This is a genomic window from Microbacterium sp. PA5 (assembly GCF_049860775.1).
Lineage (GTDB): Bacteria > Actinomycetota > Actinomycetes > Actinomycetales > Microbacteriaceae > Microbacterium.
Genome location: NZ_CP187567.1, coordinates 1,771,783 through 1,783,979, shown reverse-complemented (window position 1 = coordinate 1,783,979; position 12,197 = coordinate 1,771,783). Strand labels below are relative to the sequence as shown.

9 protein-coding genes are annotated in these 12,197 nt (G+C 73.1%); 4 read left to right on the top strand and 5 right to left on the bottom strand.

What is annotated here, in order from left to right; translation table 11 throughout:
- Nucleotides 1-2 precede the first annotated feature (2 nt).
- A complete protein-coding gene (locus ACPWUT_RS08390; RefSeq protein WP_284527526.1) occupies nucleotides 3-1,217 on the bottom strand; it encodes an aminotransferase class I/II-fold pyridoxal phosphate-dependent enzyme in 1,215 nt (404 codons plus the stop codon).
- A gap of 98 nt (nucleotides 1,218-1,315) precedes the next feature.
- Between ACPWUT_RS08390 and ACPWUT_RS08385 the strand changes: the two genes are divergently transcribed.
- Genes ACPWUT_RS08385 through ACPWUT_RS08375 form a run of 3 tightly spaced genes read left to right on the top strand, consistent with a single transcriptional unit; the run spans nucleotide 1,316 to nucleotide 5,596 of the window.
- On the top strand, nucleotides 1,316-2,860 hold the full coding sequence (locus ACPWUT_RS08385) for a S1C family serine protease (RefSeq protein ID WP_284527525.1): 1,545 nt from the start codon (nucleotides 1,316-1,318) through the stop codon (nucleotides 2,858-2,860).
- Nucleotides 2,861-2,912: 52 nt separating this feature from the next.
- Nucleotides 2,913-4,151, top strand: a complete 1,239-nt coding sequence (locus tag ACPWUT_RS08380; RefSeq protein WP_425836487.1) for a CDP-glycerol glycerophosphotransferase family protein — start codon at nucleotides 2,913-2,915, stop codon at nucleotides 4,149-4,151.
- Entirely contained in the window at nucleotides 4,148-5,596 is a 1,449-nt protein-coding gene (locus tag ACPWUT_RS08375; protein ID WP_284527523.1) for a CDP-glycerol glycerophosphotransferase family protein, read from the top strand. The genes ACPWUT_RS08380 and ACPWUT_RS08375 overlap by 4 nt, the downstream gene beginning before the upstream one ends.
- 51 nt (nucleotides 5,597-5,647) lie before the next feature.
- On the opposite strand, the gene ACPWUT_RS08370 is transcribed toward ACPWUT_RS08375, so the two are convergent.
- From ACPWUT_RS08370 to ACPWUT_RS08355, 4 genes are read right to left on the bottom strand one after another with little or no spacing between them, the layout of a single operon-like run.
- On the bottom strand, nucleotides 5,648-6,730 hold the full coding sequence (locus ACPWUT_RS08370; RefSeq protein ID WP_425836483.1) for a glycosyltransferase family 2 protein: 1,083 nt from the start codon (nucleotides 6,728-6,730) through the stop codon (nucleotides 5,648-5,650).
- Nucleotides 6,731-6,738: 8 nt separating this feature from the next.
- Nucleotides 6,739-9,216, bottom strand: a complete 2,478-nt coding sequence (locus ACPWUT_RS08365; RefSeq protein ID WP_425836480.1) for a CDP-glycerol glycerophosphotransferase family protein — start codon at nucleotides 9,214-9,216, stop codon at nucleotides 6,739-6,741.
- 29 nt (nucleotides 9,217-9,245) lie between these two features.
- Nucleotides 9,246-10,385 (bottom strand): acyltransferase family protein, encoded by a 1,140-nt coding sequence (locus ACPWUT_RS08360; protein ID WP_284527520.1) that lies wholly within the window; start codon nucleotides 10,383-10,385, stop codon nucleotides 9,246-9,248.
- A gap of 45 nt (nucleotides 10,386-10,430) precedes the next feature.
- Nucleotides 10,431-11,711 carry a maltokinase N-terminal cap-like domain-containing protein gene (locus ACPWUT_RS08355; protein WP_425836476.1) on the bottom strand — a complete coding sequence of 427 codons (1,281 nt, stop codon included), beginning with the start codon at nucleotides 11,709-11,711 and terminating at the stop codon, nucleotides 10,431-10,433.
- Nucleotides 11,712-11,884: 173 nt separating this feature from the next.
- Here ACPWUT_RS08355 and ACPWUT_RS08350 point away from each other — a divergent pair, with 173 nt between their 5' ends.
- The gene (locus tag ACPWUT_RS08350; protein ID WP_284527518.1) at nucleotides 11,885-12,193 is read left to right on the top strand and encodes a helix-turn-helix domain-containing protein; all 309 of its coding nucleotides are present in this window, start codon (nucleotides 11,885-11,887) and stop codon (nucleotides 12,191-12,193) included.
- The last annotated feature ends 4 nt before the right edge of the window (nucleotides 12,194-12,197 follow it).

Sequence of the window (12,197 nt, the reverse complement as noted above, 5' to 3'; positions counted from 1 at the left end):
CGTCAGCCGGCCAGCGCCGCCAGGCGGCCGGAGGCCTCCTCGATCACGTCGACGCGCTTGCAGGCGGCGAACCGCACGAGCGTGGCGTACTCGGCGCGGTGCTCGGCCGTGACGAACGCGGTGAGAGGGATCGCCGCGACCCCCGCGCGCTCGGGGAGGATGCGGCACAGGGCGTCGGCGTCGGCCACTCCGAGGCGGTCGCACACCCGGGACGAGTCGGCGACGGTGAAGTAGCCGCCGCGCGGCGGGATCACGTCGAAGCCGGCGGTGCGCAGCCCCGCGCCCAGGAGGTCGTGCTTCGCACGCATGGCCGCGGCCATGTCCCGGAAGAACTCGTCGCCCAGGCGCAGGCCCACCGCGATCGCCGGCTGGAAGGGGCCGCCGTTGACGTAGGTCAGCCACTGCTTCACCGCCAGGACGGCGTCGACGAGGTCGGCGGGGCCGCTGACCCAGCCGATCTTCCATCCCGTGGCCGAGAAGGTCTTTCCGCCGGACGAGATGGTCAGGGTGCGCGAGCGCGCGTCCTCGCGCGCCGCGATCGGCGTATGGGCGCCGTCGAAGACGAGATGCTCGTACACCTCGTCGGTCACGATCACCGCATCGTGTCGCTCCGCGAGCCGGACGACCTCGTCGAGCACCTCCGGGGCGAAGACCGCCCCCGTCGGGTTGTGCGGATCGTTGACGAGGATGAGGCGCGTGCGCGGTCCGACGGCGCGCCGCAGGTCGTCGAGATCGGGCTGGAAGTCGGGTCGGCGCAGCGGCACCGCGACGAGCCGGGCCCCGGCGAGCGCGACGCAGGCCGCATACGCGTCGTAGTACGGCTCGAAGACGACGACCTCGTCCTCGGGGCCGTCGATCAGGGCGAGGAGCGTCGCCGCGAGGGCCTCGGTGGCCCCGGCGGTCACCAGCACCTCGCGCTCGGGGTCGAGGACCATCCCGTAGAACCGCTCCTGGTGCTCGGCGATGGCGGCGCGCAGATCGGGGATGCCCCGCCCGGGCGGGTACTGGTTCGCCCCCGCCGCGATCGCCTCGCGTGCGGTCTCGAGCACGACGGCGGGCCCGTCCTCGTCGGGGAATCCCTGGCCGAGGTTGATCGCTCCGGTCGACACGGCGAGCGCACTCATCTCGGCGAAGATCGTGGCCACGGCGGTGCCGTCGGGGGCCAGCAGGCCGGCGCCGCGCGCCGCGCGTGACCAGGCCCCGGGGATGTGTCGCATCGCGATCACGCTACACGCATAGGCTCATCGGGGTGTGGCCATAAGAAACGCACAGACTCCGGGGTCATGCTGAAGTCGTCCGGAAAGAAGGAATCGCCATGAGCACCACGTCATCCCACGAGAACGACTCCACCCCCGCCGAGTCCGCCGCCGGTGAGTCCGTCGCCCCCGCGGAGACCTCGGCCCCCGCAGCGCCCGAGGCTCCTGCCGCTGCCGCGGCGCCCACCGCCGCGCCCGAGGTCCCTGCAGCGTCCGAGGCCGTCGCCGCGCCGCAGCAGCAGTCCCTGCCGCCGCGCCCGCCGCTGCCGGCGGCCGCCCCCGCACCGCAGGGCCCGTCGTACGGGTCCGCCTTCCACACCCAGCCCACCGCGCCCCTCCAGCCGCAGGGCGCGCACGTCACCGGCGGCCCGGCCGCCTCGACCGGTGCGCACACGGCCGAAGCCGACCAGGGCCGCGTCGGCGCCGGCAAGATCGTCGCGATCATGGTGGCCGCAGCCCTCGTGGGCGGCGCCGCCGGCCTGGGCGGCTCGGCCGCCGGAGCGTCGCTGTTCGGCGCGTCCGGCTCGAGCGTCGTCACCGCCGGGCCGTCGACCGTCACGGTCAACAACACGGACTCCGTCAATCAGACGACGGCCATCGCCGCGAAGGTGCTCCCCAGCGTCGTGACGATCTCGGCCACCTCCTCGTCGTCGGGCGGCACCGGTTCGGGGGTCGTGCTCACCAGCGACGGCTACGTCGTGACCAACACGCACGTCGTCACCCTCGACGGCGCGACCGGGAGCGCGGACATCACGGTGACCACGTCGGACGGCAAGGTGTACCAGGCCACCGTCGTCGGCACCGATCCCACCTACGACCTGGCCGTCATCAAGCTCGAGGACGCGTCGGGCCTGACGCCCATCGAGTTCGCCGACTCGAGCGACCTCAACGTGGGCGATCAGACCGTGGCCGTCGGCGCCCCGCTGGGGCTGTCGAACACGGTGACGACCGGCATCGTGAGCGCCCTGAACCGCTCGATCCAGATCGCGTCGTCGGCAGCGCCCGACGGTGAGGACGAGGACCAGCAGCAGGGCGGCGGCCAGTCGCCGTTCCAGTTCGACTTCGGTCAGGGCGACCAGCAGTCCACGGCCACCAGCTCGATCTCGATCGCGGTGATCCAGACCGACGCTGCCATCAACCCCGGGAACTCGGGAGGCGCGCTCGTCGACGAGGAGGGCAGGCTCATCGGCATCAACGTGGCGATCGCCTCGACCGGTGGCTCCAGCTCGAGCCAGGCGGGCTCCATCGGGGTCGGCTTCTCGATCCCCTCGAACGTCGTCGAACGCATCACGGACGAGCTGATCGAGAACGGCGAGGCCACCCACGGCCTCCTCGGTGCGATGGTCGGCGACGCCGCCTCGCAGGAGGACGCGACCACCGCAGGCGCCTACATCAGCGAGGTGACCGCCGGGGGCGCCGCCGCCGAGGCGGGCCTGCGCGCCGGCGACGTGGTGACCTCGTTCAACGGCCTGCCGATCACCGACGCGACCGACCTGACCGCGCAGGTGCGCGCCCTCGCCGCGGGGGCGACCGCCACCGTGGTCTACGAGCGGGACGGCCAGACCGCATCCGTCGACGTCACTCTCGGCGAGCTCACCCCCTGACGCGCCCCCGCGTCCCCACGAGAAGGACGCCGCCCCGCGATAGGCTCGCGGGGTGGCGTCCTTCTCATTCGGCGCGGGAAACGCCGCCAAGCTCCTGCGGATACCGCTGTACCTCGCGGGTCGCGTCGTGACGTGGGTGATCCCCCGCACGCGCGACGGCTGGGTCTTCGGCAGCGCGGTCGGCATCGCCGACGGCGCGCTCGCCCTCTGGCGCCACGCCGCGGCGGAAGGCCAGCGGGGTGTCTGGCTGACCGCTGACGCGGCCCAGGACGCTCAGGCCGCGGACATGGGCATCCCCACGGTGCGGCGCGGAACGCTCCGCGGCTTCTGGGCGACCGCGCGGGCGCGCGTCGTCGTGGTGACCCACGGGTTCGGCGACGTCGACCGGTACGCGACGGGCGGAGCCCTCGTGGTCCAGCTGTGGCATGGGATCCCGCTCAAGCGCATCGGCCTCGACTCCCCGGCGACCGTGCGTGCGCCGCTGCCCTTCCTGACGCCGCTGGTGGCTGCGCTCTACCGCGCCACGCAGCGGCGGATCGCCGTGCTCCCCGCCGCGTCGCATCTGGTGCGGGGACGACTCGAGTCGGCCTTCGCGCTCGACGACGAGCGGGTGCCGGTGACCGGTGAGCCGCGGGTCGACGTCCTCTCGACCGGCTCCGCGACGCAACGCCGCGACAGCGCCCGGGCGAGCATCGCGCAGCTCGTCGGCGCTCCGGCCGGCGCGGACGACCGCGCCTATGTGCTCTACGCCCCCACATGGCGTGACGGCGACCCCGACCCGGCCGTCCCCGACGCCGCCGACTGGCGGGCGCTCCATGCGATGCTCGAGGCGACCGATGCGGTGCTGCTGATCCGCTCCCATCCGCTGGGTGCCGGCGACTACACGGCGGGTGCGGGGGAGCGCGTGCGGCTGTTCGGCAGCGATCTCGTGCCCGACGTCACCCCGCTGCTTCCGGGGATGGACGTGCTCGTCACCGACTACTCGTCGCTGGTGTTCGATGCCTCGCTGGTGCCGCTTCCGGTCGTGTTCCTCGCGCCCGATGCCGAGGACTACGCCGTCGAGCGCGGGTTCTACGGACGATACGACGACGTCACGGAGGGCACGCAGGCGCGCACCTGGACCGAGGCGGCGGCGCAGCTGGCCGAGGTGATCCCGGCCGGGCCCGAGCGATCGGCTCGCGTCGCGCGGGCGGTCGCCCTCGACGCGCGCGTGCACGCCCACCGCGACGGCCGGAACACGGCACGCGTCTACGCGGTCATCCGCCGGCGGCTGGAGGGAGTCAGACGATGATCCGTGCCCGTTTCGACGAGGGACCCGTGCTGGAGCTGCGCGGCACCGGCGCGAGGCCGCGTGCCGTGGAGCTGATCGGTCCGCGTGCGCGCGTGGAGGCAGCCCTCACCGGACGCGGCACGACCTGGCGTGCGGTGCTCCCGCTCCGGGCGTCGCGCTGGTCGGGTCCCGCCCTGCCGCTGCCCACCGGCGTGTACGAGGTGGGCGTCACCCCCGCCGACGGGGGCGGCCCGCAGCCGGTCGAGGCGGAGATCCCGCTGACCCAGCTCGGCACCCTCCGTGCGCAGCTGGGGGACGGCGCGCTCGTGGTGGGACCGCCCGTGGATCCCGCCTACGACTCCGGCGAGGGGCAGGACGCATTGGAGCGCCGCTACGCGACGCGACCGCAGGGCCTGGAGAACGCCGTGTTCTTCGAGAGCTTCTACGGCCGGAACGCGAGCTGCAACCCGCTCGCGATCGATCGCGAGCTGGCACGCGCGGCGCCCGATGTGGTGCGGTACTGGAGCGTCGTCGACCTCTCGGTGCAGGTGCCCGAGGGGGCAGTGCCGGTGGTCGAGGGCAGCCCGGAGTGGTGGCGGGCGCGCGGCGCGGCGCGGCTGCTCGTCGTCAACGACTGGCTGCGTCGCCGTTTCGCGCGTCGTCCGGGGCAGGTCGTCCTGCAGACCTGGCACGGCACGCCTCTCAAGCGACTCGCCCTTCATCGCCGCGGGTTCGACCCCCGCCGGATCCTCGCCGTGCTGCGCGAGTCGCGTCGGTGGAACGTGCTGCTCGCCCAGAACGGCTACGGCGCCGCCATCCTCCGCGCCGCATACGCCTTCCGTCGCCGCCCGGTCTGGGTCGAGGGGTATCCGCGCAACGACGTCCTGGTGACGGGAGACGGATCGGCCGTGCGGCGCGAGCTCGGGATCGGCGCCGACGAGCGCGTCCTCCTCTATGCGCCGACCTGGCGCGACGACCGCGAGCGGATCGTCGACTTCCTCGACCTGGACCGGCTGGCGGCCGCCGCGGGTGCCGTAGTGCTCGTGCGAGGGCACTCGCGCACTCTGCTTCCCGGCGCCGACGCCCGCGGGACACGGGTCGTCGACGTCACCGCCTACCCCGACGTGGCCCGACTCCTGCTCGCCGCGGACGCCCTCATCACCGACTACTCGTCGGTCATGTTCGACTTCACCGTGACGGGGCGGCCGGTCTACTTCTTCGTCCCCGACCTCGCGCATTACCGCGGCGAGCTGCGCGGCTTCTACTTCGACCTGGCTGCGACGGCGCCGGGTCCGCTGGTGAGCACGCAGGCCGAGCTGGAGGAGGCCCTGGCCGACGACACGCTCACCGCCCGTCACGCCGATCGGTACGCCGCATGGCGGGCGCGCTTCAACGCGCGCGACGACGGCGGGGCCGCCGAGCGCGTCGTGGCGCGGATCCTCGATCAGGGGTTCATCGACCGCTGACGCGCGCTCCGGCCGCCCCGGGGAGGTGCGCCGAGGCCCGCGCAGCCGCGCTCAGGGAAGCGGGGTGTTGCGTGCCAGGCGCGACGTGTCGACCGTGTCGCGCGCCCCGCGGGCGAGGCCGACGAGGAATCCGAGGCCCCAGGCCACGTGCATCGACGGGATCACGGCCAGGCGCCACAGGCGTTCATGCCAGGAGGCGCGCCCGTCCGGGCCGCGACCGAAGAGCGACACCGCCGCGATGAGGAGCACGTAGGCCCCGAGCGGTGCATACACGACGGCGGCCAGGAGCGACCAGGCTGCCGGCAGGACCTTCGTCAGCTGGGCGACGGCGACGCCGAGGGCCACTACGAGAAGCAGCACGAGCAGGGGCGGCGCGAAGAAGCGCACGGAGTTGCGCCGGCCGAAGCGGCGCACCAGCTCGCCCCGCCACGTCCCGGTCGCCCGGAACTGGCGCACGAGGCGCACCCAGCTCTCGCGCGGCCAGTAGGTGACGGCGAGCGCCGGCTCGAACCACACGCGGTAGCCGGCGTTGCGGATCCGCAGGTTCAGCTCCCAGTCCTCGCCGCGGCGGATCGACTCGTCGAACCCGCCGACCTCCGCGACGACCGCACGCCGCATCACGCCGAGATACGCCGACTCCGCTTCTCCGGCCGCGCCGCCGCTGTGGTAGGCGCCGCCGCCGAGGCCGATCGGCGAGTTGTAGGCGAAGGCGACCGCGCGCTGGAAGGGCGTGCGGCCCCGCGCCCGCATGACGCCTCCCACGTTGGCGGCGCGCACCAGCGCGAGGGTGGCCAGCGCCCGGGCCGTATAGCCCGGCGCGAGCTCGGAGTGGGCGTCGACGCGGACGATGGTCGGATAGGAGCCCGCCGCGATCGCGAGGTTCAGCCCGACGGGGATGTCGGCCTCGGGATTGTGCACGAGCCGGATGCGGGGATCGGCGGCAGCCAGCCGCTCGGCGACCTCGGTGGTCCCGTCGGTCGACGGGCCGAGCGCGAGCACGATCTCCGCCGGGCCGTCGAACTCCTGTGCGAGCACCGTCTGCACCGCGCGCTCGAGGTAGTCGGCCTCGTTCAGCACCGGCATGACGAAGGTGACGCCCGCTCCGGCGGGAGGGACGGCGGCGTCACGGGTCATGCCGTCGATCATTCCGGATCGGGGACCAGCACGTCGAACTGGGCGAGCACCTCGGCGGTGTACTCGGCGACGTCCAGTGTCGTCGGGGGCACGCCGCCCCCGAGGAACGCGCGCATGCCCTCCGCCAGCGCGGCGTCGTCGCGCTCGACGATGAGCATGGCATCGCCGGGCAGGGCGCCCTCGGCGGAGCCGAACGCCGTGGAGACGATGGGCAGGCCGAGCTGCGCGGCTTCGATGAGCACCATCGGCTGCCCCTCGTAGTCGCTGGAGAGGACGAAGCAGTCGCTCGCGCGCATGATCGAGATCGGGTCCGCCTGCGGGCCCGTCAGGAAGACGCTCTCCTCGAGCCCCGCGGCGGCCACCTGTTCGCGCAGCGCGGCGGCCAGGGGACCGCCGCCGACGATGAACAGCTGCGTGTCGGGTGCGTCGGCGTGCACCTGTGCGAAGGCGCGGACGAGGCGGGCGTGGTTCTTCTCGGTGGAGAGACGGCCGACCGTGACGAAACGGCGAGCACCCGGCGCGCGCAGGGCCACGCGCCACGGCTCGTCCGGATCGACGTCGATGTCTGCGTCCGCCGGCGGCGCGGCGGCCGCGGACGCGTTCACCGCGTCGGGCAGGTTGCGCAGGGTGCGGAAGCGGTCGGCGGGGGCATAGGCCGCCAGTTCCACCCGGTTGAGCTCGGTGAGCGCGGGCGACACCGAGACGAGCTGGTCGTACGCCCGGTACATCGCGAACACCCGGCCGAGCGAGTGGCGGAAGGGCTGGCGTCCCGCGACGGTGCGCTCCCGGTCGGCGGCCATCTCGTTGTGCAGCCAGATCGCCCGCACCGCGCGGGGCGAATGCAGCATGAGGTGGGCCCAGAACGGGCTGTACCCGCTGAAGTCGGCGACCCAGTCGAACTTGGCCGATCCGAAGATGCGCGTCCACTCGTCGTGCCAGAGGGTCCGGTGACCCAGGCGGCGGTGCGCGCGCAGGGGATCGGTGCTGACGTCGGCGACGCGACGCAGCACCTGCCGGATCTTGAGGCCGTTCATCCCGCCGATGCGGAAGACCTGCCGGATGCCGGGGTTCAGGCGCTGCTGATTGCGACGGGTGGTCTCGCCGCGGGGGAGGGCCATGAGCGCGGTGACGTCGTACCGCTCGGGATCCAGGGAGTTCAGCAGGTTGACCGCCGAGGTCGTGATGCCGTTCATGCGGATGCCGCCGAGGTAGAACAGCAGGCGGACCCGGCCGTCGCGCGCGGGCCGGCGCACGCGACGCCCCTCGGTCCGGCCGCGGAACACGACGTCCACGACGCGCTCGGTGGCGTGACCGTCCTCGTAGGGGGTGAACCGTTCCGCCCACGTCGCGTACTGCGGGTGCTGCTCGGCGCCGGGAGCGAGCAGAGCGGCGAGGTCGCGTCCGAGCGCCGCCGGGTCGGTGCGCACCGGGCCGGGAAGCTCGTCCAGGGGCACGTAGGTGCCGCGCTCGGCGGCGTAGGCGTCGCCGTCGGGAACGAGGAAGCCGATGGGGCGCCCCGTCGCGAGGTAGTCGAAGAAGATCGACGAGTAGTCGGTGACGAGCGCGTCGGCCAGGCCCAGGAGCGCGTTGGTGGGGATCGTGTTCGGCACGAGCAGGCGCGCCAGCGCCGGGATGCGGCGCGCGAGGCCGTGGACGACCTGGTGGGTCTTGACGAGCACGACCGCGTCGGGGCCGATCTCCTCCTGCAGGCGCTGAGCCTGGGAGGCGAGGTGGGCGAGGTCGGCATCGGGGGACTGGAAGGACGAGCCGCGCCAGGTGGGCGCGAACAGCACCAGGCGCCGGCCGTCGAGTGCGGCCTCGACGGATCCGGCGAGTTCGGCCCGCAGCCGCGCCGCGTCCGCGTCGCTCAGCCGCTGGCGGTCGATGCGCGGGTAGCCCTCTTCGATGATCTCGCCGCGGTAGACGTTGCGCAGCTGATAGGCGCCCTCGTACATGACCTCGGTCATGAAGGGATTGGCGGCCAGCAGGTAGTCGGCGGCGAGCAGGTTCCGCAGCGTGTTGGCGGACTCCATCGCACCGCCGGGCATGTCGAAGCCCATCAGCTTGAGGGGGGTGCCGTGCCACGTGTTGAGGTAGACCTGACCGGTGCGCTTGCCGAACGCGGGCGGGAAGGTCGCGTTGTTGACGAGGTATCCCGCCGTCGACACGGCGCGCCAGTACGCGGCGCCGCCGCGACGGACCACGCGCACATTCCTGACGCCGCGGAACTCGCGCTTCAGCGCCGCCGCCGCACCCGGCTCGCTGATCGCCCACACGTGCTCCAGATCGGCGAACTCCGGGTCGGCCAGGAGTGCGCGGAAGATGGCCTCGGGATTGCACAGGGCGCCGTTGCCGGCGAACGACTCGTAGACGACGGTCCGCGGTCGCAGCGGAAGCATCCGCGCCGCCGCGATCTGCTCGGCGGCGACGATCCGGCGCGCGCGCGAAGGGAGGGAGCGCGCGGCGGAGGGCAGACGGATGGGCATGACGGTGTGGGGCTCTCGTTCGGAGGCGTTCAGGGCGCGATCTCGCCGGCACGCCGATGCGCGCGGGCTGCGACGGCTCGGTGCACGCGGCGTGCAGCCTGATGGATTCTAGCTTCGACCGCCTGATAGAACACCCAGGCGACGAGGAAGCTCAGCGGGATGCCGATGAGTCCGACGAGCGGCCACTGGTCCGAGCCCAGCGCGAACGCGAGGGTGGCGAGCACGGGCACGTGCACGAGGTACAGGCTGAACGAGATCTTGCCGAGCCACTGCAGCACGCGCGTCGAGAAGAAGCGGATGGCGGGCGCCCAGGCGAGGCTCACGACGACGATGCCGGCGGCCCCCGGCGCGGCGAGGGCCCAGAGCACGTGGCTCAGCTCGCTCCCGCTCGGCGCGATCGGGCGCGCGAGCCAGCTGGCGATGAGCATGAGCACGCTCGCGGTCGCGAACGCGGGCATGAACCATCGGGCGCGGGGCCGCTCGACCCAGGCGAGGAGATCCGGCATCCGCGCGGCCATGATCGTGCCCATGAGGAAGATCGGGAAGTAGAGCAGTTCGCTCTGCTCGAACACGCGACCGATCAGGCTGAGAACGCAGCAGACGATGACCGCCGTGAGCGCCCAGCGGCGGACCAGCAGCGCGAGGGCCGTGGCGAACGGGAGAAGGATCGAGTACAGGAGCTCCCAGTGCAGCGACCACAGCGGGTTGTTGAGCGAGTACTGGCGGGGGACCAGGGAGGCCTGCGACAGGAAGGCCTGCCAGGTCACGGTGTCGGCGTGGGTCTCCGCCATCCACGATCCCGGGGGCATCGTCGAGCGGTCTCGCGGGACGAGGACGATCAGCAGGGCGCTCAGAGCGAGGGCGGCGATGACCGGGCCGTACAGGCGGACGATGCGGGCCGAGAGGAAGCCCATCCAGGAGAACCCGGGACGGAACACCGGGAGCACGACGACCAGCCCGGAGAGCACGAAGAAGACCAGCACCGCCTCGTTGCCCGCGGTGAGCAGCTTCACGGGCGACTGGGAGATGATCGCCCAGCTCAGCGACCCCTCGAGCAGCGGCCGGGCGATGAGGAGCCAGTGGTGCAGCAGCACGATCGTCGCGGCGAGACCGCGAAGACCGTCGAGGCTCGGGATTCGGCCGTCGACCCGAGGCGAAGGACTGGACATTGGACCCAGGGTATCGACTACGCCGCTGGACGTATGCCGGACGCGCTAGCCCGTGCCGACGAGGCGGTCGATCGCGGCGAGCGGGATCGCCAGCCAGTCGGGGCGGTTGCGGCTCTCGTAGATCGCCTCGTAGACGGCCTTGTCGAGCTCGAACGCGTCCAGCAGCGGACCGGTGGCGGGGTGTCCGGTCCGGCCCTCGTACCCGCCCAGGAAGGCGCGGCGCGCGTCGGGCGCCCACGCCGGCGGGGCGGTCGCTCCGTCACGACCGAGCGAGCCGGCCACGTAGTCGAAGGAGCGGAGCATGCCGGCCAGATCGCGCAGGACCGAATCGGGCCGCCGTCGCTCGGAGATCGGGCGCATGGGTTCGCCCTCGAAGTCGACCAGCACCCAGCCGCGGGCGGGTGCGTGCAGGACCTGTCCCAGATGGAGATCCCCGTGGATGCGCTGCAGGGGCTGCCACCGCGTGCGGAGCGCGCGCTCGTAGACGGCGGACACCGCATCGCGATGCCGCGCCAGCGGCGGCACCTCGGCGATGGCGATGTCCAGGCGGCGCTGCCACGCGAGTGTCACCGCCGCACGGGCGTCGTCGTCGGCGGCCGCCGTCGGCAGCAGGCGTGCGAGGGAGAGGTGGACGTCGGCGGTGGCGGCCCCCAGCGCGTGCGCGGCGGACGTGAAGGACTCGGCGGCGGCCGCGGCGCGCAGCGCCACCCGCCAGGCGTCTTCGACCCCGGGCAGGAACTCCTGCGCGAAGGCGAGCGATCCGGTGGTCTCCCGTCCGGGCTCGGCCGGGTCCGTCCACGAGGCGGCCAGCTGGCCGATCGCACGCGGCACGTGCTGAGAGCCCCCGTCGGTCAGCGCCGTCTGGAGCTCGATGTCGGGATTGACCCCGGGATTCAGCTGCCGGAACACCTTGCAGATGACGGGCGCCCCCGCGCCTTCGAAGATGATCGAGGTGTTGGACTGCTCTCCCGAGAGCACGCGCGCGGTCATCCCCGACGCCGCCGCGGCGTGGTCCGACACCTCCGCCAGCAGCGCGGTCGTGAAGGCGGGGTCGTGCGGTCCGTCGACGAGCGCGAGCCCGTCGGGGGTGCGGCCGATCAGCGCCGCGCCGGTGGGCGCGCCCGCGCGCAGGACCACCGGGACCTGGTAGACCACCACCGGGACCACGGCGTCGTCCGCGACGACGAGGACCCGCACGCGCGCCGAAGGGTCGGGCGAGGTGAGGTCGAGCGCCCCGAGGAGGCGCAGGCGAGGGGAGTGGCCCTTCGACGTGTACCAGCGCTGGCGCGGCATCCAGTCGACGAGGCACGCCAGCGTGCTGTCCATGACGCGAGCGTATTGCCGCCCCCGGGTCATGTCGAGCGCGCCGCGCGGTGCGGAGCCATGCCCGCGTCGAGGCGCCGCGCGGAGCTTCACTCCGCCGCGAGGCACAGCATAGGCAGGAAAGCCCACTCATGAAAGCCCCCTGACATCGCGCACGCCGCCCGCAGGCTGTAGGCATGGCTGAACCCCGCTCGAGAGCATCCGCCCATGTGGGCCAGCTCGTGCGCGCGCTGCGGGACCGACAGACCATCAGCCGGAAGACGCTGGCCGAGCGTGCCGACCTCGATGTGTCGCACCTCGCGCGGATCGAGAACGGCCAGGGCAACCCCACGCTCTACGTGCTGATCCAGCTCGCCACGGCGCTCGACGTCCGGCCGGAGGAGTTCGTCGCCGGACTCGGTGCGGCCGACCTGCCGGAGGACCTGACCCCGTACTCCGAGGCCGATTTCCGCCGGGAGCTGCGGCGGCGCGAGTCCATCGGCTGAGCGC

What these genes read in the sequence shown, in the direction of transcription:
- ACPWUT_RS08390 (WP_284527526.1), bottom strand. Translation starts at nt 1,217, where the DNA reads ATGCGACACATCCCCGGGGCCTGGTCACGCGCGGCGCGCGGCGCCGGC.
- ACPWUT_RS08385 (WP_284527525.1), top strand. Translation starts at nt 1,316, where the DNA reads ATGAGCACCACGTCATCCCACGAGAACGACTCCACCCCCGCCGAGTCC.
- ACPWUT_RS08375 (WP_284527523.1), top strand. Translation starts at nt 4,148, where the DNA reads ATGATCCGTGCCCGTTTCGACGAGGGACCCGTGCTGGAGCTGCGCGGC.
- ACPWUT_RS08370 (WP_425836483.1), bottom strand. Translation starts at nt 6,730, where the DNA reads ATGACCCGTGACGCCGCCGTCCCTCCCGCCGGAGCGGGCGTCACCTTC.
- ACPWUT_RS08365 (WP_425836480.1), bottom strand. Translation starts at nt 9,216, where the DNA reads ATGCCCATCCGTCTGCCCTCCGCCGCGCGCTCCCTCCCTTCGCGCGCG.
- ACPWUT_RS08360 (WP_284527520.1), bottom strand. Translation starts at nt 10,385, where the DNA reads ATGTCCAGTCCTTCGCCTCGGGTCGACGGCCGAATCCCGAGCCTCGAC.
- ACPWUT_RS08355 (WP_425836476.1), bottom strand. Translation starts at nt 11,711, where the DNA reads ATGGACAGCACGCTGGCGTGCCTCGTCGACTGGATGCCGCGCCAGCGC.
- ACPWUT_RS08350 (WP_284527518.1), top strand. Translation starts at nt 11,885, where the DNA reads ATGGCTGAACCCCGCTCGAGAGCATCCGCCCATGTGGGCCAGCTCGTG.